We start from the raw sequence: 17,270 nt of genomic DNA on the forward strand, positions 1-17,270 counted from the left end.
ATGGATCGGGTCCATGACTGCGATGACCTTGAGCCGACCCGCCAACGCCGTCCCACGCCCCGCGCCGATCGCGCGCTGGCTGCTGACGGTCGCCGCCCTCGTCTTCTGCATGGTCGTGGTCGGCGGGATCACCCGCCTGACCGAATCCGGCCTGTCGATCACCCAGTGGAAACCGATCAGCGGCGCCATTCCGCCGCTGACCCACGACCAGTGGATGGACGCCTTCCGCGATTATCAGAAGATCCCCGAATATCGGCAATTGCGGCAGGACATGACGCTGGGCGATTTCCAGTTCATCTTCTTCTGGGAATGGGTGCATCGGCTGCTGGGGCGGCTGATCGGCGTCGCCTTCGCGCTGCCGCTGCTCTGGTTCGCGTGGAAACGGACGATCCCCCAGGGCTACGGCCCGCGCCTCGTCGCGTTGCTCGCGCTTGGCGGGCTTCAGGGCGCGATCGGCTGGTGGATGGTGGAATCGGGCCTGTCGGTCCGTACCGATGTCAGCCATTACCGGCTGGCGGTGCACCTGCTGACGGCGCTGTTCATCATGGGCGGCCTGATCTGGACCGCCCTCGACCTGCTGACACGTGCCAGGACGCCCTTCGCGAAGCCGGCCATGCTGCACCCCTTCGCCGTGGCCGCGCTGCTGGCGCTCATGGTGCAATTGCTGTTCGGCGCGTTCACGGCCGGGCTGGATGCAGGCTATGTCTCCAACACCTGGCCGCTGATGAACGACCATCTCGTGCCGCAGGGAATCGAATGGCTCGGCTCGTTCTGGGCGACCGTCTCCAGCGACCCCTATCTGGTGCATTTCATCCACCGCTGGTGGGCCTGGGTGGCGGCGTTCATGCTGATCATGCTCGCCAGGATGGCGAAGCAGGCGGGACAGCGCGGCCCCTCGATCGCGATCAATGCCGCCGTCGGCACGCAGATCGCGCTGGGCATCGCGACGGTCGTCAGCGGCATCGCGCTGCCGCTGGCGGTGCTGCACCAGGCGGTCGGCGCGCTGGTGGTCGCATCGGCCACCTGGGGCGCCCATGCCCTGGGGGAACGCCGGGGATAGGCGCGGTCGCGCGCATGTCGGCTTTACGGGTATTATTTTACCCGTCAGCAAAGCCGCCGAATCGCTTGACTTGCGCGGCCCTACCCGTCATTAGCCGCCATCTTCTGAAAGCTGGCAACAGCGTTCAATTCACTGTTTCATTCTTGGAGTATTGGCACCATGAAGGCGCTGATGAAGACCACCAAGCCGGCAACCCCGGCCACGGTCGAAAAGAAATGGGTTCTGATCGACGCGGAAGGCCTCGTCGTCGGCCGCCTCGCCTCGACCGTCGCGAACATCCTGCGCGGCAAGCACAAGCCGAGCTTCACCCCCCACGTTGATTGCGGTGACAATGTCATCATCATCAACGCGGAAAAGGTGAAGTTCACCGGCCGCAAGCTGACCGACAAGGTCTATTACAAGCACACCGGCTATGCCGGCGGCATCAAGGAAACCACCCCCCAGAAGGTTCTGGAAGGCCGTTTCCCCGAGCGCGTCCTGGAAAAGGCCGTTGAGCGCATGATCCCCCGCGGCCCGCTGGGCCGTCAGCAGATGCGCAACCTGCGCATCTTCGCCGGCGCCGAACATCCGCACGCCGCGCAGAACCCCGAAGTGCTCGACTTCGCGTCGCGCAACCGCAAGAACAAGGTGGGTGCATAATGACCGATAACCGCCAGTCCCTGTCCGACCTCGCGTCGCTGACCGCCAACGCGCCGGCTGCCGCTGCCGCGCCCGCCGCCGACGCCCCGATCGCGCCGGTTCAGCCTGCCGCTCCGCTGCGCGCCCAGGAAATCGACAGCCTCGGCCGCGCCTATGCGACCGGCCGCCGCAAGGACGCCGTCGCCCGCGTCTGGGTAAAGCCCGGCACCGGCAAGATCACGGTCAATGGCCGCGACCAGGAAATCTACTTCGCTCGCCCGACCCTGCGTCTGGTGATCAACCAGCCCTTCGGCGTCACCGAGCGCGAAGGTCAGTATGACGTGATCGCCACCGTCAAGGGCGGCGGCCTCTCGGGCCAGGCCGGCGCGGTCAAGCACGGCATCGCCCAGGCACTCGCCAAATATGAGCCGGCGCTGCGCAGCGCGGTCAAGGCCGAAGGCTTCCTGACCCGCGACAGCCGCGCCGTCGAGCGCAAGAAGTACGGCAAGGCCAAGGCCCGCCGGAGCTTCCAGTTCTCGAAGCGCTGATCGGTTCGATCGACAGCAATGCAAAGGGGCCGGTTTTCCGGCCCCTTTTCTTTTCGGGCAGATGGGACCCTCGCGGTCGGGCATGTCAAGGGTCCGCCGTCTTCCTCGCAATCGGGGAGGCATTGACGGGATCCGGAATGGCCGAACCGGTTCGATCGGACGGAAAAGCCGCGATCTCCTAACCGGCGATCACGGCCGATCGTGTGGAAACCGCCTTAGCCGCGATCGCCGACATCAGCCAGGCGCGCCGTCGCGATCTGCTGGATCTGGAGGACGTCCTTGCGGGCTTCCAGGAAGCGGCGGGGATTGATGGCGTTGCCGTTCACCCGCACTTCAAAATGGAGATGCGGACCTGTGGAGCGGCCGGTCGAGCCCATGCGCGCAATGGTGTCGCCACGGGCTACCGGCTGGCCGACCCGCGCGTTGAAGCCGGAAAGATGGGCATAGCGGGTCAGGATGCCGTTGCCATGGGTGACCTCGACCACATTGCCATAGCCGCTGCGCTGGCCCACGAAGCTGACCTTGCCCGATGCGGCGGCCAGGATCGGCTGACCCATGCTGCCGGGAAAATCCAGCCCCGCGTGAAAGGCCGCATGGCCGTTGAACGGATCGCTGCGATAGCCATAGCTGCTGCTCAGCATCGGCGTTGCCGTGGGCTTGCCGGAGGGGATGGCGAGCAGGCTGGCTTCCAGAAATTCCATCCGCGACAGCGCACTGGCGAGCTTTTCGAACTCGCCCGGCAGGGCGTCCTGGCCTTCCCAGGGAACGAAGGGTCCGCCTTGCGCGCGCGCGGCGGTGCGGGCGAGGCCATTGGGGTTGAGGCCGAAGCTGCGGATAGCGGCGGCGGCCTTGTCGGCGCGATGCTGGACTGCGCTGGTCAGCAAGGCGGCAAAACGGCGCTGCCGCGCATCGATCTGGAACAGCGTGGCGGCTTCGGGCGCGACGCTGATCTTCGTGTCCAGTTTGGACGTGCCGTGCTTGGCCCCGCCGTCGGCCTTGCCGACCACATCGCTGGCGGAAACGGCGTCCTCCTGGCCGAAATGGGTGCGGTAGAGGTCGTCCATGAAATCCTGGCGCTCTTTCAGCTCCTGCGCGAGTTGGTCGACCGACTTGCGATAGCGCTCGACCTGGCTGGCGGTGCTCGCGACGGCCTTGCCCCTTGCGGTGAGGGAGTCACGTTCCTGCTCGATCTCCGCGCTGCGGGAGATCATGGACAAAGTGAGCCCCGCGCCCCCGACCAGGGCGCAGGAAAGCAGCCCGAGCGCGACAAGCTGCGTCCGGCGCGAAATGCGGATGAACTTCATCTGGCCGCCCGAGTGCAGGAAAATTTCCCGTTCCGGGCACAGCTTCGAACAGTGGGCAGCCATGCTGGCCCAGAGGGCAGGCACCCTCACCTTGCTCCGTTGCGACAATTGCGACCCCGCATTTCTTTTTAAGTGAACGGGGCGCTAACAAAACAATCCGAGTCGCGCGAATCCGCCAAAACGGACTCGTGACGAGTCGAAGGATGAACGGGGTGAAACGTGGATCCGTGCCATTGGTTCCGATCCACCGGATTTTTTCCGGGCGATTGCCTGATGACCGATGACTGATCGGCGGGCCGCCTGCGCCGGAGGGCAGCGCCCGATCTTTCGGCCGGTTCTTGACCCGCGTCCCCCACATGGATATAGGCGCGCCTGCCCAAAGGCCCGGCTGGACGGATTCGTTCGCGCCAGTTCCCGGTTCTGGGGGCGTCAGAGCTGAACATTGCCGGTGCTCTTGCGGCTCCGGGCGGGTTTCCGCCGGGGCCTTTGCTGTTTGGAGGCGATTGCTTTCCAGACCGCAAGGAACGCGGGAAATGCATGCGGTAAAGTAACTGAAAAAGGTGAAGGGCTTCATGCCAACAATCAACCAGCTGGTCCGCAAGGGCCGCGAGCTGCAGAAGACCAAGTCGAAGGTCCCTGCCATGGAAGCGAACCCGCAGAAGCGCGGCGTTTGCACCCGTGTTTACACGACGACCCCGAAGAAGCCGAACTCGGCTCTCCGTAAGGTGGCGAAGGTGCGCCTGGTCAACCAGCGCGAAGTCATCACCTATATTCCGGGTGAAGGCCACAACCTTCAGGAGCACAGCGTTGTGCTGATCCGTGGCGGCCGCGTGCGCGACCTTCCCGGTGTGCGCTATCACGTGCTGCGCGGCGTTCTGGATACCCAGGGCGTCAAGGACCGCAAGCAGAGCCGTTCGAAGTACGGCGCCAAGCGTCCGAAGTAAGGGGAGACCAGTAATATGTCACGTCGTCGTCGCCCCGAAAAGCGCGTCATCCTGCCGGATCCCAAGTTCGGTGATGTCGTGCTGTCGAAGTTCATGAACAGCATCATGCAGGACGGCAAGAAGGCCGTCGCCGAATCCATCGTGTACGGCGCTCTCGACACTGTCGAGACGAAGTCAAAGAAGGATCCGATCGCGATGTTCCACGATGCGCTGAACAATGTGAAGCCCGGCATCGAAGTCCGCAGCCGCCGCGTCGGCGGTGCGACCTACCAGGTTCCCGTCGAAGTGCGCCCCGAGCGCGCCCAGGCGCTGGCGATCCGCTGGCTGATCACGGCTTCGCGCAACCGCAGCGAAACCACCATGGCTGCCCGTCTGTCGGGCGAGCTGCTGGATGCCGCCAACAATCGCGGCAATGCCGTCAAGAAGCGCGAAGACACGCACCGCATGGCGGAAGCGAACCGCGCCTTCTCGCACTATCGCTGGTAATCCGGCGCTGGAAAAAGGCGAAGCGGGCACCCATATCGCTCGCTTCCTCTCATGGTTTCAAAAAATCGGTCCGTTCGCCACGGGTGGCTACCCATGGCGGACGGATTGGTTTAGGGGCCACGCGCAGATTTAACGAATCCCCAACCGCCGGCGCACCGGCAACGGAGAAGCATCATGGCCCGCAGCCATCCGCTCGAACGCTATCGCAATTTCGGTATCATGGCGCATATCGACGCCGGCAAGACCACCACGACGGAGCGTATCCTTTACTATACCGGCAAGTCCTACAAGATCGGCGAAGTCCATGACGGCGCCGCTACCATGGACTGGATGGAGCAGGAGCAGGAGCGTGGCATCACCATCACGTCGGCTGCGACGACCTGTTTCTGGAACGACCACCGCCTGAACATCATCGACACCCCCGGCCACGTCGACTTCACCATCGAAGTCGAGCGTTCGCTGCGTGTGCTCGACGGCGCGGTCGCCGCGTTCGACGGTGTCGCGGGCGTTGAGCCGCAGTCGGAAACCGTGTGGCGCCAGGCGGACAAGTACAAGGTGCCGCGGATGTGCTTCATCAACAAGCTCGACCGCACCGGCGCCGATTTCTATTATTGCGTGCAGACGATCATCGACCGTCTCGGCGCGACCCCGGCCGTCCTCTATCTGCCCATCGGCACGGAATCGGACTTCAAGGGCCTGGTCGACCTGGTCGAGAACCGCGCGATCATCTGGAAGGACGAGAATCTCGGCGCTGAATTCTCCTATGAGGAAATTCCGGCCGATCTCGCCGACAAGGCCGCCGAATATCGCGAAAAGCTGATCGAACTCGCCGTCGAGCAGGACGACGACGCGATGGAAGCCTATCTGGAAGGCAACCTGCCTGACACCGCCACGCTCAAGAAGCTGATCCGCAAGGGCACGCTGGGCCAGGCGTTCACGCCGGTCCTGTGCGGCTCGGCATTCAAGAACAAGGGCGTGCAGCCGCTGCTCGACGCGGTCGTCGACTATCTGCCCTCGCCGCTCGACATCCCCGACGTGCAGGGTATCAACCCCGACACCGAGGAGCCCGACAGCCGCAAGACGGCGGACGACGCGCCCTTCGCGGGCCTGGCGTTCAAGATCATGAACGATCCGTTCGTCGGTTCGCTGACCTTCCTGCGCGTCTATTCGGGCACCCTGACCAAGGGTACCTATCTGAACTCGGTCAAGGACAAGAAGGAAAAGATCGGCCGCATGCTGCTGATGCATGCCAACAGCCGTGAAGACGTCGAAGCGGCTTATGCCGGCGACATCGTCGCTCTGGCCGGCATGAAGGAAACGACCACCGGTGATACGCTGTGCGCCGAACGCCAGCCGATCATCCTGGAGCGGATGGAATTCCCCGAGCCGGTGATCGAGCTGTCGGTCGAGCCCAAGACCAAGGCCGACCAGGAAAAGATGGGCGTCGCGCTCAATCGTCTGGCCGCCGAGGATCCGTCCTTCCGTGTCACGACCGATCACGAATCGGGCCAGACCATCATCAAGGGCATGGGCGAACTTCACCTCGAAATCCTGGTCGACCGCATGAAGCGCGAGTTCAAGGTCGAGGCGAATGTCGGTGCGCCGCAGGTTGCTTACCGCGAATATCTCAAGAAACCGGTCGATATCGACTACACCCACAAGAAGCAGTCGGGCGGCACCGGCCAGTTCGGTCGCATCAAGGTCAAGCTGACCCCGGGCGAACGTGGCGCGGGCATCATCTTCAAGGATGAGATCAAGGGCGGTAACATTCCCAAGGAATATATCCCCGCGATCGAAAAGGGCATGCGCGAGACGGCGGCCACCGGTTCGCTCATCGGCTTCCCGATCATCGACTTCGAAATCCTGCTCTACGACGGCGCCTATCACGACGTCGACTCGTCGGCGCTGGCGTTCGAAATCACCGGTCGCGCCGCGATGCGCGAAGCGGCGCAGAAGTCGGGCATCACCCTGCTTGAGCCGGTCATGAAGGTCGAGGTCGTCACCCCGGAGGAATATCTGGGCGACGTCATTGGCGACATGAACAGCCGTCGCGGTCAGATCCAGGGCACCGACACGCGCGGCAACGCGCAGGTGGTCGAGGCCATGGTGCCGCTGGCCAACATGTTTGGCTATGTGAATTCGTTGCGTTCCTTCACCCAGGGGCGCGCGAACTACTCGATGATCTTCTCGCACTATGATGAAGTGCCGCAGAATGTGGCGGACGAGGTCAAGGCGAAGATGGCCTGATGAGTTTCCCTGGCCGGGCCGCGCAAGTGGCTCGGTTTTGGGCTGGCATTCTGTAAATTTGCTGCTATGGACGCGCCTTCGCGAGGCGCGGCCGAGCGGTCAGACCAAAGCTGATTTGATTAGAAGGTAGGATAAAATGGCTAAGGCTAAGTTTGAGCGGAACAAGCCGCACTGCAACATCGGCACCATCGGTCACGTCGACCATGGCAAGACCTCGCTGACCGCGGCGATCACCAAGGTGCTTGCCGAAACCGGCGGCGCGACCTTCGTCGACTATGCCAACATCGACAAGGCTCCCGAAGAGCGCGAGCGCGGCATCACCATCTCGACCGCCCACGTCGAATATGAGACCGAAGCCCGTCACTACGCGCACGTCGACTGCCCGGGTCACGCCGACTACGTCAAGAACATGATCACCGGTGCGGCCCAGATGGACGGCGCGATCCTCGTCGTTTCGGCCACCGACGGCCCGATGCCGCAGACCCGCGAGCACATCCTGCTCGCCCGCCAGGTCGGCGTGCCGCAGCTCGTCGTGTTCATGAACAAGGTTGACCTCGTCGACGACGCCGAAATCCTCGAGCTGGTCGAGCTGGAAATCCGCGAGCTGCTGTCGTCCTACGACTTCGACGGCGATAACATCCCCGTCATCCCCGGCTCGGCCGTCAAGGCTCTGGACGGTTCGAACGACGAAATCGGCAAGAACGCCGTTCTGAAGCTGATGGAAGCGGTCGACACCTTCATCCCGCAGCCGGAGCGTCCGATCGACAAGCCCTTCCTGATGCCGATCGAAGACGTGTTCTCGATCTCGGGCCGCGGCACCGTCGTGACCGGCCGTGTCGAAACCGGTATCGTCAAGGTTGGTGAAGAAGTCGAGATCGTCGGCATCAAGGACACCCGCAAGACCACCGTCACCGGCGTCGAAATGTTCCGCAAGCTGCTCGACGAAGGTCGTGCGGGCGACAACATCGGTGCGCTGATCCGTGGTGTGGGTCGTGAAGAAGTCGAGCGCGGCCAGGTTCTGGCCAAGCCCGGCACGATCACCCCGCACACCGAGTTCGACGCAGAAGTCTACGTCCTGTCGAAGGAAGAAGGCGGCCGTCACACGCCGTTCTTCGCGAACTATCGTCCGCAGTTCTACTTCCGCACCACCGACGTGACCGGCGAAGTGATCCTCCCCGAGGGTACCGAGATGGTCATGCCTGGCGACAATGTGAAGCTCGGCGTCAAGCTGATCGCTCCGATCGCCATGGACCAGGGTCTGCGCTTCGCGATCCGCGAAGGCGGCCGGACCGTCGGCGCAGGGGTTGTCGGCACGATCTCGAAGTAATATAGGACCGCAGCGGCGCGAATCGCCTGATTCGCGCCGCTGAGTTTTTTACCGCCCCGGATCGCCTTTCTCCGGCTCGATAGAGCTAGAAGGGCAAGAAACGGGGCGGATATTTTTTGGTTGGCGCATTTTCATAAATCATCGGCTGCTCCGGCTGATTTTTGAAAATGCTCCGGGTTTTTGGCTCTTTCGCATCGGTACAGGAACAATGGACAGCAACATCCGCATTCGCCTCAAGGCGTTCGATCATCGCGTGCTCGATCAGGCGACCGGCGACATCGCCGACACCGCCCGCCGCACCGGCGCCCTCATTCGCGGTCCGATTCCCCTTCCGACGCGCATCGAAAAGTTCACGGTCAACCGTGGCCCGCACATCGACAAGAAGTCGCGCGAGCAGTTCGAAGTCCGCACCTACAAGCGCATGCTTGACATTGTGCAGCCGACGCCCCAGACGGTCGACGCGCTGATGAAGCTGGATCTGGCTGCCGGCGTGAACGTCGAAATCAAGCTGGCGTAAGCTGGCAAGTCCCTGCTCTCGATTATGAGGGCAGGGTATCGGGCATTCCGGCTTGCCGGAAGCTCAAAGGACACAAGGGATACCGCACGGCCTCTCCGGTGAACCGGAATGGCTCGTGGTCCTGGTCCCCCGTCGCCTTCCCCGAGCAGGGGTCGGCATCCAACCCGGACGGGGTGATCATGCTATTGGGTTGGGCCGCGAGGGAGAGATCCTGAGCGGTTTTTTCGTTGGATACGCCCGCTGCTAAGGCGGGCCTCTATGGGAGTAATCAGTGATGCGCACAGGCGTGATCGCTAAGAAGGTCGGGATGACCCGTCTGTTCCAGGAGGACGGACGTCATATTCCGGTTACGGTTCTGGCCCTTGAGGGCAACCAGGTCGTGGCCCGCAAGGAAGTCGATCGCGACGGTTATGTCGCGGTTCAGCTCGGCGCGGGCGTCGCGAAGGTCAAGAATGTCGCCAAGCCGCAGCGCGGCCACTTCGCCAAGGCGGAAGTGGAGCCCAAGGCGCGCTTGGTCGAATTCCGTGTCGCCGAGGACGCGCTCCTCGATGTCGGCGCCGAGATCGCGGCCGATCATTTCATTGCCGGCCAACTGGTCGACGTCGCCGGTCACACCCAGGGTAAGGGTTTCGCCGGCGCCATGAAGCGCTGGGGCTTCGGCGGTATGCGCGCTACCCACGGCGTGTCGATCAGCCACCGTGCCCATGGTTCGACCGGTAACCGTCAGGATCCGGGTCGCGTCTTCAAGAACAAGAAGATGGCGGGCCACATGGGTGACCGCGAGCGCACGCAGCAGAACCTCGAGATCGTCCGCACCGACGTCGAGCGCGGCCTGCTGTTCGTCAAGGGTTCGGTTCCGGGCGCCAAGGGCACCTGGCTGACCGTCAGCGACGCCGTCAAGGTGAAGCGCCCCGCCGACGCGCCTTATCCGGCGAGCCTCAAGGCTGCCGCCAACAGCAACAACGCTCCGGCTGAGACGCCCGCTGAAGCAGCGGCCGCTCCCGAAGCGACCGAAGGCCAGGAGGGCTAATCATGAAGGTCAATGTACAGACCCTCGACGCGCAGGCTGCCGGAGATCTGGAGCTCAACGATGCCGTGTTCGGCGTCGAGCCCCGCACCGACATTCTGCACCGCGTCGTCCTCTGGCAGCTCGAAAAGCGTCGTGCGCCAGCTCGCGCTACCCGCGAGCGTTCGGATGTCGCCCGCACCGGCAAGAAGTTCGGTCGCCAGAAGGGCGGCGGCACGGCCCGTCACGGCGATCGCAAGGCGCCCGTGTTCATCGGCGGTGGTAAGGCGCACGGTGCCCGTGCCCGCACCTTCGGCCACGACCTCAACAAGAAGGTTCGTGCGCTCGGCCTGAAAATGGCCCTGTCGACGAAGGCGAAGAACGGCTCGCTGATCGTTCTCGACAATCTCGACGTGGCGGAAGGCAAGACCAAGGCTCTGGTCGCGCACCTCGCCAAGCTGAACCTCAACAAGGCGCTGTTCATCGACGGCGACGCGGTGAACGTCAGCTTCGCGAAGGCTTCGGCGAACATCGTCGGCGTGGACCTGCTGCCGGCCGTCGGCGCCAATGTCTACGACATCCTTAGGGCGGATTCGCTGGTGCTGACGCGCGCCGCGGTCGAAAAGCTGGAGGCGCGTTTCAATGGCTAAGAAAGAAGCCACGAAGGTCGACAACCGTCATTATGACGTCGTCGTCGCCCCGGTCATCACCGAGAAGTCGACCCTTCTCTCCGAAAACAACGCCGTGGTCTTCGAGGTCGCCAATGACGCGACCAAGCCGGAGATCAAGGCCGCCGTCGAAGCGCTCTGGGGCGTGACCGTCAAGAGCGTCAACACGCTGGTCGCCAAGGGCAAGACGAAGAAGTGGAAGGGCAAGCCCTACACCCGTTCGGATGTGAAGAAGGCGATCGTTCGTCTGGCTGACGGCCAGTCGATCGACATCACCGAAGGAGTGCGCTGACCATGGCGCTTAAGAGCTACAACCCGACGAGCCCGGCCCAGCGCGGCCTGATCCTCGTCGACCGCAGCGGCCTGCACAAGGGTAAGCCCGTCAAGGCGCTGACCGAAGGCAAGCGCAAGACCGGTGGCCGCAACAACAAGGGTCATGTGACCTCGCGCGGCATCGCCGGCGGGCATAAGCAGCGTTACCGCATCATCGACTTCAAGCGTCGCCTCTGGGACGTGGAAGGCACGGTCGAGCGTCTGGAATATGACCCCAACCGCACCGCCTTCATCGCACTGGTCAACTATCCCGACGGTACCCAGGCCTATATCCTGGCGCCGCAGCGTCTGGCGCCCGGTGACAAGGTCATCGCCGGCAAGAAGACCGACGTGAAGCCGGGCAATGCGATGGAACTGGGCCAGATGCCGGTCGGCACCATCATCCACAATATCGAGATGAAGCCCGGCAAGGGCGGTCAGCTCTGCCGTTCGGCGGGCACCTACGCCCAGCTGGTCGGTCGCGATCGTGGCATGGTGATGGTTCGCCTGTCCTCGGGCGAGCAGCGCTACATCCGTTCGGATTGCATGGGCACCGTCGGTGCCGTGTCGAACCCGGACAATGCCAACACCAACCTCGCCAAGGCCGGCCGCAACCGCTGGCTGGGCAAGCGCCCGCTGACGCGCGGTGTGGCGAAGAACCCGGTCGATCACCCGCATGGCGGTGGTGAAGGCCGGACCTCGGGCGGCCGTCATCCGGTCACGCCCTGGGGCAAGCCGACCAAGGGTGCGCGCACCCGCCACAACAAGGCGACGGACAAGTTCATCATCCGTAGCCGCCACGCGAAGAAGAAGAGGTAAGCGAGATGGCTCGTTCCGTCTGGAAAGGTCCGTTCGTGGACCTCAGCCTTCTGAAGAAGGCGGAAGTGGCGCAGGACGCCGGTGGCCGTTCGGGTCCGATCAAGACCTGGTCGCGCCGCTCCACCATCCTGCCGCAGTTCGTCGGCCTGACGTTCAACGTCTATAACGGCCGCAAGCATGTGCCGGTTTCGGTGAACGAGGACATGGTGGGTCACAAGCTGGGCGAATTCGCCCCGACCCGCTACTTCCCCGGCCACGCTGCCGACAAGAAGGGCAAGCGCTAATGAGCAAGGAAAAGGCTCCCCGTCGCGTCGCCGAGAATGAGGCGCTGGCCGTTGGCACGCAGATCCGTGGTTCGGCCCAGAAGCTGAACCTGGTCGCCACGCTCATCCGCGGCCGGAAGGTCGAGGATGCGTTGAACATCCTCGCCTTCTCGAAGAAGGCGATGGCGGTCGACGTGCGCAAGGTGCTGGCTTCGGCCATCGCCAATGCGGAAAACAACCACAATCTGGACGTCGACAGCTTGGTCGTCGCGGAAGCATCGGTGGGCAAGAGCTTCACCATGAAGCGCTTCCACGCTCGCGGCCGCGGCAAGTCGACCCGGATCCTGAAGCCCTTCAGCCGCGTGCGCATCGTCGTTCGCGAAGCAGCTGAAGAAGCGGAGGCGTAAGAGACATGGGTCACAAGAGCAATCCGATCGGTCTGCGCCTGCAGATCAACCGTACCTGGGACAGCCGCTGGTTCGCCGAAGGCGCCGACTATGGCCGCCTGCTGCTGGAGGATCTGAAGATCCGCCAGTACATCATGAAGAACCTGCCGCAGGCTGCGATCTCCAAGGTCGTGATCGAGCGTCCCGCCAAGCTGTGCCGCGTATCGATCTACGCTGCCCGTCCCGGTGTCATCATCGGCAAGAAGGGCGCGGACATCGAAAAGCTGCGCAAGAAGCTGGGCAGCCTGACCTCTTCGGACGTCAGCCTGAACATCGTCGAGATCCGCAAGCCGGAAATCGACTCCAAGCTTGTTGCGCAGGGCATTGCCGACCAGCTGGAGCGCCGCGTGGCGTTCCGCCGTGCGATGAAGCGCGCGGTGCAGTCGGCCCTGCGCCTGGGCGCTGAAGGCATCAAGATCACCTGCGGCGGCCGTCTGGGCGGCGCGGAGATCGCCCGCGTGGAATGGTATCGCGAAGGCCGCGTTCCGCTGCACACGCTGCGCGCGAACGTCGACTATGCCGAAGCCGAAGCGCACACCGCTTATGGCGTTTGCGGCATCAAGGTCTGGATCTTCAAGGGTGAAATCCTTGGCCACGATCCGATGGCTACCGACCGGCTGATGCTGGAGGCTCAGACCTCCGGCGTGCGCCCGGCGCGCTGAAGATAAGAAGGTAATAGCGTCATGCTGCAACCGAAAAAAATGAAGTTCCGCAAGACCTTCAAGGGCCGGATCAAGGGCGACGCCAAGGGCGGTTCGGCTCTGAACTTCGGCGCCTATGGTCTGAAGGCTCTGGAACCCGAGCGCGTCACCGCCCGCCAGATAGAGGCGGCGCGCCGCGCCATCCAGCGCCACCTGCGTCGTCAGGGCCGCCTGTGGATCCGCGTGTTCCCCGACGTGCCTGTGTCGAAGAAGCCGGCCGAAGTCCGTCAGGGCAAGGGCAAGGGTTCGGTCGAATATTGGGCGGCCCGCGTCAAGCCCGGCCGCATCCTGTTCGAACTGGACGGCGTTCCCGGCCCGCTCGCAGCAGAGGCCTTCTCGCGCGCCGCGATGAAGCTGCCCATCAAGACCAAGGTCGTTGCCCGCCTCGGCGACACCTCGCACCTGGAGGGCTAAGCCGTGGCGAACGTTGCCGACCTCAAGACCAAGACGGACGATGAACTGTCGACCGAACTCAACAACCTGAAGCGCGAGCAGTTCAACCTGCGTTTCCAGGCGGCCACCAACCAGCTGGAAAAGCCCAGCCGGGTGCGTGAAGTCCGCCGGTCGATCGCGCAGATCAAGACCCTGCAGACCGAGCGTTCGCGCTCGGCCGCGAAGTAAAGGAAACACACGATGCCCAAGCGCGTGCTGACGGGAACGGTGGTTTCCGACAAGACCGACAAGACGGTGGTGGTTCGCGTAGAGCGCAAGGTTAAGCATGCGCTCTACGGCAAGATCATTCGCCGCTCGAAGAAATATCATGCCCATGACGAAGGCAATGTCTACAAGGAAGGCGAAACGGTCCGCATCGAGGAGACCGCTCCGATTTCCAAGCTCAAGACCTGGAAGGTCATCGAGCGCGTGGACACCCACAAGTCGCCGGAGACGGCGGCCTGAGGGAGGCTCGCTGGGCCTTTGAATAAAAGTGTCGCGCGGGGCTGGCCTTTTCCGCCTGGAAAGGGTACAGGCCCGCGCTTCGCGTAGAGTCAGATGGCTCCTCCAGGGCGAGTCAGATGAGTCGCCCAAAGGCTCTAGGCAGTGAAATTCGGAACCGCCGGGAATTGTCCCGGTAGGCCAAATAAGAAGGAACCGGATCCATGATCCAGATGCAATCCAATCTTGACGTCGCTGACAACAGCGGCGCCAAGCGCGTCCAGTGCATCAAGGTGCTGGGCGGATCGAAGCGTCGCTTCGCGAGCGTGGGCGACATCATCGTCGTCTCGATCAAGGAAGCTGCGCCTCGTGGCAAGGTGAAGAAGGGTGACGTGCATCGCGCCGTCATCGTGCGCACCGCCAAGGACGTGCGTCGCGCTGACGGCAGCGTGATTCGCTTCGACGGCAATGCCGCTGTGCTCATCAACAAGAACGAGGAGCCGATCGGCACCCGTATCTTTGGCCCGGTCGTTCGCGAACTGCGCGCCAAGAAGCACATGAAGATCATCTCGCTCGCCCCCGAGGTGCTGTAATGAGCGCTGCCAAGATCAAGAAGGGCGACAAGGTCGTCATCCTGGCCGGCAAGGACAAGGGCCGCACCGGCGCGGTGCTGCAGGTGATGCCGAAGGAGGACCGCGTCCTCGTCGAGGGCATCAATGTGCATGCGCGTCACCGCAAGCCCGACCAGGCGAACCCGCAGGGCGGCATCGAGCGCAAGCCCGCGCCGCTCCATATTTCGAACGTCGCTGTCGCCGACAAGGATGGCAAGCCGACCCGCGTCCGTTTCGAGGATCGCGACGGCAAGAAGGTCCGCGTCGCCGTCAAGTCCGGTGAGGTGCTGTAATGAGCGACAAGTACATCCCCCGTTCGAAGGCGCTCTATGACGCCGAGATCGCCAAGGCGATGACCGAGAAGTTCGGTTACAAGAACGTCATGGAAGTGCCGAAGATCGAGAAGATCACGCTCAACATGGGCGTTGGCGAAGCCACCCAGGACAAGAAGAAGGTGACTTCGGCGGCCGAGGAAATGGAACTGATCGCCGGCCAGAAGCCGGTCATCACCAAGGCCCGCAAGTCGATCGCGCAGTTCAAGCTGCGTGAAGGCATGCCGATCGGCGCCAAGGTCACGCTGCGCCGCGAGCGCATGTACGAGTTCCTTGATCGCCTGATCAACGTTGCTCTGCCCCGCGTGCGCGACTTCCGTGGTCTCAACCCGAAGAGCTTCGACGGCCGTGGCAACTATGCCTTCGGCATCAAGGAGCAGATCATCTTCCCCGAGATCAACTATGACCGCATCGACAAGGTGCGCGGCATGGACATCATCGTGACCACCACGGCGAAGACGGACGATGAAGCGCGCGAACTGCTGCGTCTCTTCGGCTTTCCCTTCCCGATCGAAGAGAAGCAGGCGGCCTGACAGGGCCCCGCTTCTCTTTCCAAAGACACCCAAGGAAAGAGAACTTAAGTCATGGCGAAACTGAGTTCGATCAACAAGAATGAGCGCCGCAAGAAGCTGGTGAAGAAATATGCCGGCCGCTATGCGAAGCTCAAGGCGATCGCGAATGATACCGCGGCCGATGACAGCGATCGCCTGATCGCGCGTCTGAAGATGGCGGAGATCCCCCGCAACGGCAACCCGACCCGCGTTCGGAACCGCTGCGAACTGACGGGGCGTCCCCGCGCTTATTACCGCAAATTCCGCCTCTGCCGCGTGCAGCTGCGTGATCTGGCCAACAAGGGCCTGATCCCCGGCGTCACCAAGTCGAGCTGGTAAGGATCATTTGAGATGGCATTGACCGATCCCCTGGGTGATATGCTCACCCGCATCCGCAACGGGCAGCAGGCGAAGAAGGACAGCGTCGTGTCCCCCGCTTCGAAGCTTCGCGCCCGCGTGCTCGACGTGCTGCAGCGCGAAGGCTATATCCGCGGCTATTCCGAGGAACTGCTCGGCAAGCATGCCGGCCTTCGCATTGAGCTCAAATATTTCGAGGGCCAGCCGGCGATCAAGCATGTCGCCCGCGTCTCGAAGCCTGGCCGCCGCGTCTATTCGGGTTCCAAGGAACTGCCCGTCGTGCGCAACGGCCTTGGCATCACCATTGTCTCGACGCCCAAGGGCGTTCTGTCCGACGCCGAGGCGCGCGAGCAGAATGTCGGCGGCGAAGTGCTGGCGGAGGTGTTCTGATGAGCCGTACTGGTAAGAAGCCGGTCGCTGTCCCCGCGGGCGTGACCGCCGCCATCGCCGACGGTCAGCTGTCGGTGAAGGGCCCCAAGGGTACCCTCGCCATGCCGCTGGCCGACGAAGTGACCTACAGCATCGAAGACGGCACGATCGCCGTGAAGCCTGCCAATGACAGCAAGCGCGCCCGCGCTTTCTGGGGCATGCAGCGCACGCTGGTCGCCAACCTGATCACTGGCGTGACCGAGGGTTACACCAAGAAGCTGCTGATCACCGGTGTCGGCTACCGCGCCAACTCGCAGGGCAAGACCCTGAAGCTGCAGCTCGGCTATTCGCATGACGTCGATTTCGAGATCCCCGAAGGGATCGAGATCAAGACCCCGGATAACACCACGGTCGAGATCAGCGGCATCGACAAGCAGAAGGTGGGTCAGGTTGCCGCCGAGATCCGCCGCTGGCGCAAGCCCGAACCCTATAAGGGCAAGGGTATCAAATACGCCGGCGAGTTCATCTTCCGCAAGGAAGGGAAGAAGAAGTAAGATGGCAAAGCTTTCCCTCTTCGCGCGGCGTCGTCGTCGCGTTCGCACCGCGCTCAAGGCTGTTTCGGGCACCCGTCCGCGCCTCAGCGTCCACCGTTCGGGCCGTCACATCTACGCCCAGGTCATTGACGATGCGCAGGGCAAGACCCTGGCCGCCGCGTCGACCCTGGACAAGGACGTGCGCAGTAAGACCGGCGCCACTGCCGATGCCGCTGCGGATGTCGGCAAGCGCGTTGCCGCTGCGGCAACCGCTGCCGGCGTCACCCAGGTCGTGTTCGACCGCGGTGGTTTCCTGTTCCATGGCCGCGTCAAGGCGCTGGCCGATGCGGCCCGTGAAGCCGGGCTGGAGTTCTGATC

Annotated in this window: 26 protein-coding genes; 25 read left to right on the plus strand and 1 reads right to left on the minus strand. The window is 63.3% G+C overall.

All coding sequences use genetic code 11. The annotated features are described in order from the left end of the window. Window positions 1–13 precede the first annotated feature (13 nt). The 3 genes from MRBLMC3_RS16635 (at window position 14) to rpsI (ending at window position 2,226) form a co-directional block, all read left to right on the plus strand. Complete coding sequence (locus MRBLMC3_RS16635; protein ID WP_363830631.1) at window positions 14–1,060, plus strand: COX15/CtaA family protein; 1,047 nt, start codon at window positions 14–16, stop codon at window positions 1,058–1,060. Window positions 1,061–1,219: 159 nt separating this feature from the next. Then, window positions 1,220–1,699, plus strand: coding sequence for a 50S ribosomal protein L13 (gene rplM / locus MRBLMC3_RS16640; protein ID WP_007686594.1), 480 nt, complete (start codon window positions 1,220–1,222; stop codon window positions 1,697–1,699). Continuing rightward, complete coding sequence (gene rpsI / locus MRBLMC3_RS16645) at window positions 1,699–2,226, plus strand: 30S ribosomal protein S9 (protein WP_363738599.1); 528 nt, start codon at window positions 1,699–1,701, stop codon at window positions 2,224–2,226. The genes rplM and rpsI overlap by 1 nt, the downstream gene beginning before the upstream one ends. Before the next feature lie 215 nt (window positions 2,227–2,441). On the opposite strand, the gene MRBLMC3_RS16650 is transcribed toward rpsI, so the two are convergent. Continuing rightward, complete coding sequence (locus tag MRBLMC3_RS16650; protein WP_363830634.1) at window positions 2,442–3,620, minus strand: M23 family metallopeptidase; 1,179 nt, start codon at window positions 3,618–3,620, stop codon at window positions 2,442–2,444. A gap of 482 nt (window positions 3,621–4,102) precedes the next feature. Here MRBLMC3_RS16650 and rpsL point away from each other — a divergent pair, with 482 nt between their 5' ends. The 22 genes from rpsL to rplR all read left to right on the plus strand — a co-directional run bounded on the left by rpsL (window position 4,103) and on the right by rplR (window position 17,268). Beyond that, on the plus strand, window positions 4,103–4,474 hold the full coding sequence (gene rpsL, locus MRBLMC3_RS16655) for a 30S ribosomal protein S12 (protein ID WP_007686591.1): 372 nt from the start codon (window positions 4,103–4,105) through the stop codon (window positions 4,472–4,474). Between the two features lie 15 nt (window positions 4,475–4,489). Beyond that, on the plus strand, window positions 4,490–4,960 hold the full coding sequence (rpsG, locus tag MRBLMC3_RS16660) for a 30S ribosomal protein S7 (protein ID WP_363738602.1): 471 nt from the start codon (window positions 4,490–4,492) through the stop codon (window positions 4,958–4,960). Between the two features lie 174 nt (window positions 4,961–5,134). Continuing rightward, a complete protein-coding gene (fusA, locus tag MRBLMC3_RS16665) occupies window positions 5,135–7,207 on the plus strand; it encodes an elongation factor G (protein WP_133652655.1) in 2,073 nt (690 codons plus the stop codon). A gap of 136 nt (window positions 7,208–7,343) precedes the next feature. Further along, on the plus strand, window positions 7,344–8,534 hold the full coding sequence (gene tuf / locus MRBLMC3_RS16670) for an elongation factor Tu (RefSeq protein ID WP_133652656.1): 1,191 nt from the start codon (window positions 7,344–7,346) through the stop codon (window positions 8,532–8,534). A 208-nt stretch (window positions 8,535–8,742) separates the two neighbouring features. Next, window positions 8,743–9,051 carry a 30S ribosomal protein S10 gene (gene rpsJ / locus MRBLMC3_RS16675; protein ID WP_007686587.1) on the plus strand — a complete coding sequence of 103 codons (309 nt, stop codon included), beginning with the start codon at window positions 8,743–8,745 and terminating at the stop codon, window positions 9,049–9,051. A 274-nt stretch (window positions 9,052–9,325) separates the two neighbouring features. Continuing rightward, window positions 9,326–10,081 (plus strand): 50S ribosomal protein L3, encoded by a 756-nt coding sequence (gene rplC, locus MRBLMC3_RS16680; protein ID WP_133652657.1) that lies wholly within the window; start codon window positions 9,326–9,328, stop codon window positions 10,079–10,081. Between the two features lie 2 nt (window positions 10,082–10,083). Continuing rightward, entirely contained in the window at window positions 10,084–10,707 is a 624-nt protein-coding gene (gene rplD, locus MRBLMC3_RS16685; RefSeq protein ID WP_133652658.1) for a 50S ribosomal protein L4, read from the plus strand. After that, the gene (locus MRBLMC3_RS16690; RefSeq protein WP_363830637.1) at window positions 10,700–11,017 is read left to right on the plus strand and encodes a 50S ribosomal protein L23; all 318 of its coding nucleotides are present in this window, start codon (window positions 10,700–10,702) and stop codon (window positions 11,015–11,017) included. Before rplD ends, MRBLMC3_RS16690 begins: the two co-directional genes overlap by 8 nt. A 2-nt stretch (window positions 11,018–11,019) precedes the next feature. Next, window positions 11,020–11,856 carry a 50S ribosomal protein L2 gene (gene rplB / locus MRBLMC3_RS16695; protein WP_022682112.1) on the plus strand — a complete coding sequence of 279 codons (837 nt, stop codon included), beginning with the start codon at window positions 11,020–11,022 and terminating at the stop codon, window positions 11,854–11,856. Between the two features lie 5 nt (window positions 11,857–11,861). Further along, complete coding sequence (gene rpsS, locus MRBLMC3_RS16700) at window positions 11,862–12,140, plus strand: 30S ribosomal protein S19 (RefSeq protein WP_007686576.1); 279 nt, start codon at window positions 11,862–11,864, stop codon at window positions 12,138–12,140. Beyond that, on the plus strand, window positions 12,140–12,526 hold the full coding sequence (gene rplV, locus MRBLMC3_RS16705; protein WP_363738609.1) for a 50S ribosomal protein L22: 387 nt from the start codon (window positions 12,140–12,142) through the stop codon (window positions 12,524–12,526). The genes rpsS and rplV overlap by 1 nt, the downstream gene beginning before the upstream one ends. A 5-nt stretch (window positions 12,527–12,531) precedes the next feature. Further along, window positions 12,532–13,227 (plus strand): 30S ribosomal protein S3, encoded by a 696-nt coding sequence (rpsC, locus tag MRBLMC3_RS16710; protein ID WP_021239758.1) that lies wholly within the window; start codon window positions 12,532–12,534, stop codon window positions 13,225–13,227. Window positions 13,228–13,248: 21 nt separating this feature from the next. Beyond that, window positions 13,249–13,680, plus strand: coding sequence for a 50S ribosomal protein L16 (gene rplP, locus MRBLMC3_RS16715; protein ID WP_007686573.1), 432 nt, complete (start codon window positions 13,249–13,251; stop codon window positions 13,678–13,680). Between the two features lie 3 nt (window positions 13,681–13,683). Beyond that, complete coding sequence (gene rpmC / locus MRBLMC3_RS16720) at window positions 13,684–13,887, plus strand: 50S ribosomal protein L29 (protein ID WP_066700948.1); 204 nt, start codon at window positions 13,684–13,686, stop codon at window positions 13,885–13,887. Window positions 13,888–13,899: 12 nt separating this feature from the next. After that, on the plus strand, window positions 13,900–14,163 hold the full coding sequence (rpsQ, locus tag MRBLMC3_RS16725; protein ID WP_006960320.1) for a 30S ribosomal protein S17: 264 nt from the start codon (window positions 13,900–13,902) through the stop codon (window positions 14,161–14,163). Between the two features lie 200 nt (window positions 14,164–14,363). Beyond that, the gene (gene rplN / locus MRBLMC3_RS16730) at window positions 14,364–14,732 is read left to right on the plus strand and encodes a 50S ribosomal protein L14 (protein ID WP_007686569.1); all 369 of its coding nucleotides are present in this window, start codon (window positions 14,364–14,366) and stop codon (window positions 14,730–14,732) included. Beyond that, window positions 14,732–15,043 carry a 50S ribosomal protein L24 gene (gene rplX, locus MRBLMC3_RS16735; RefSeq protein ID WP_133652660.1) on the plus strand — a complete coding sequence of 104 codons (312 nt, stop codon included), beginning with the start codon at window positions 14,732–14,734 and terminating at the stop codon, window positions 15,041–15,043. The genes rplN and rplX overlap by 1 nt, the downstream gene beginning before the upstream one ends. Then, entirely contained in the window at window positions 15,043–15,615 is a 573-nt protein-coding gene (gene rplE, locus MRBLMC3_RS16740) for a 50S ribosomal protein L5 (RefSeq protein ID WP_133652661.1), read from the plus strand. Before rplX ends, rplE begins: the two co-directional genes overlap by 1 nt. A gap of 51 nt (window positions 15,616–15,666) precedes the next feature. Next, complete coding sequence (rpsN, locus tag MRBLMC3_RS16745) at window positions 15,667–15,972, plus strand: 30S ribosomal protein S14 (RefSeq protein ID WP_007707881.1); 306 nt, start codon at window positions 15,667–15,669, stop codon at window positions 15,970–15,972. A 12-nt stretch (window positions 15,973–15,984) separates the two neighbouring features. Continuing rightward, window positions 15,985–16,380 (plus strand): 30S ribosomal protein S8, encoded by a 396-nt coding sequence (rpsH, locus tag MRBLMC3_RS16750; RefSeq protein ID WP_025547278.1) that lies wholly within the window; start codon window positions 15,985–15,987, stop codon window positions 16,378–16,380. Further along, a complete protein-coding gene (gene rplF / locus MRBLMC3_RS16755) occupies window positions 16,380–16,913 on the plus strand; it encodes a 50S ribosomal protein L6 (protein ID WP_133652663.1) in 534 nt (177 codons plus the stop codon). The genes rpsH and rplF overlap by 1 nt, the downstream gene beginning before the upstream one ends. 1 nt (window position 16,914) lies before the next feature. Beyond that, entirely contained in the window at window positions 16,915–17,268 is a 354-nt protein-coding gene (rplR, locus tag MRBLMC3_RS16760) for a 50S ribosomal protein L18 (protein WP_133652664.1), read from the plus strand. Window positions 17,269–17,270: the final 2 nt, after the last annotated feature.

This window comes from Sphingobium sp. LMC3-1-1.1 (genome assembly GCF_040676285.1).
In the GTDB taxonomy this organism is placed as follows: Bacteria; Pseudomonadota; Alphaproteobacteria; order Sphingomonadales; family Sphingomonadaceae; genus Sphingobium.

Coding starts and splice junctions, on each gene's coding strand:
- rplP (WP_007686573.1), top strand. CDS start 13,249: ATGCTGCAACCGAAAAAAATGAAGTTCCGCAAGACCTTCAAGGGCCGG.
- rplX (WP_133652660.1), top strand. CDS start 14,732: ATGAGCGCTGCCAAGATCAAGAAGGGCGACAAGGTCGTCATCCTGGCC.
- rplF (WP_133652663.1), top strand. CDS start 16,380: ATGAGCCGTACTGGTAAGAAGCCGGTCGCTGTCCCCGCGGGCGTGACC.
- MRBLMC3_RS16635 (WP_363830631.1), top strand. CDS start 14: ATGACTGCGATGACCTTGAGCCGACCCGCCAACGCCGTCCCACGCCCC.
- rpsS (WP_007686576.1), top strand. CDS start 11,862: ATGGCTCGTTCCGTCTGGAAAGGTCCGTTCGTGGACCTCAGCCTTCTG.
- rplB (WP_022682112.1), top strand. CDS start 11,020: ATGGCGCTTAAGAGCTACAACCCGACGAGCCCGGCCCAGCGCGGCCTG.
- rpsJ (WP_007686587.1), top strand. CDS start 8,743: ATGGACAGCAACATCCGCATTCGCCTCAAGGCGTTCGATCATCGCGTG.
- rpsQ (WP_006960320.1), top strand. CDS start 13,900: ATGCCCAAGCGCGTGCTGACGGGAACGGTGGTTTCCGACAAGACCGAC.
- rpsG (WP_363738602.1), top strand. CDS start 4,490: ATGTCACGTCGTCGTCGCCCCGAAAAGCGCGTCATCCTGCCGGATCCC.
- rplV (WP_363738609.1), top strand. CDS start 12,140: ATGAGCAAGGAAAAGGCTCCCCGTCGCGTCGCCGAGAATGAGGCGCTG.
- rplE (WP_133652661.1), top strand. CDS start 15,043: ATGAGCGACAAGTACATCCCCCGTTCGAAGGCGCTCTATGACGCCGAG.
- fusA (WP_133652655.1), top strand. CDS start 5,135: ATGGCCCGCAGCCATCCGCTCGAACGCTATCGCAATTTCGGTATCATG.
- rpsC (WP_021239758.1), top strand. CDS start 12,532: ATGGGTCACAAGAGCAATCCGATCGGTCTGCGCCTGCAGATCAACCGT.
- tuf (WP_133652656.1), top strand. CDS start 7,344: ATGGCTAAGGCTAAGTTTGAGCGGAACAAGCCGCACTGCAACATCGGC.
- rplM (WP_007686594.1), top strand. CDS start 1,220: ATGAAGGCGCTGATGAAGACCACCAAGCCGGCAACCCCGGCCACGGTC.
- rpsH (WP_025547278.1), top strand. CDS start 15,985: ATGGCATTGACCGATCCCCTGGGTGATATGCTCACCCGCATCCGCAAC.
- rpsN (WP_007707881.1), top strand. CDS start 15,667: ATGGCGAAACTGAGTTCGATCAACAAGAATGAGCGCCGCAAGAAGCTG.
- rplC (WP_133652657.1), top strand. CDS start 9,326: ATGCGCACAGGCGTGATCGCTAAGAAGGTCGGGATGACCCGTCTGTTC.
- MRBLMC3_RS16690 (WP_363830637.1), top strand. CDS start 10,700: ATGGCTAAGAAAGAAGCCACGAAGGTCGACAACCGTCATTATGACGTC.
- rplR (WP_133652664.1), top strand. CDS start 16,915: ATGGCAAAGCTTTCCCTCTTCGCGCGGCGTCGTCGTCGCGTTCGCACC.
- rplD (WP_133652658.1), top strand. CDS start 10,084: ATGAAGGTCAATGTACAGACCCTCGACGCGCAGGCTGCCGGAGATCTG.
- rplN (WP_007686569.1), top strand. CDS start 14,364: ATGATCCAGATGCAATCCAATCTTGACGTCGCTGACAACAGCGGCGCC.
- rpsI (WP_363738599.1), top strand. CDS start 1,699: ATGACCGATAACCGCCAGTCCCTGTCCGACCTCGCGTCGCTGACCGCC.
- rpsL (WP_007686591.1), top strand. CDS start 4,103: ATGCCAACAATCAACCAGCTGGTCCGCAAGGGCCGCGAGCTGCAGAAG.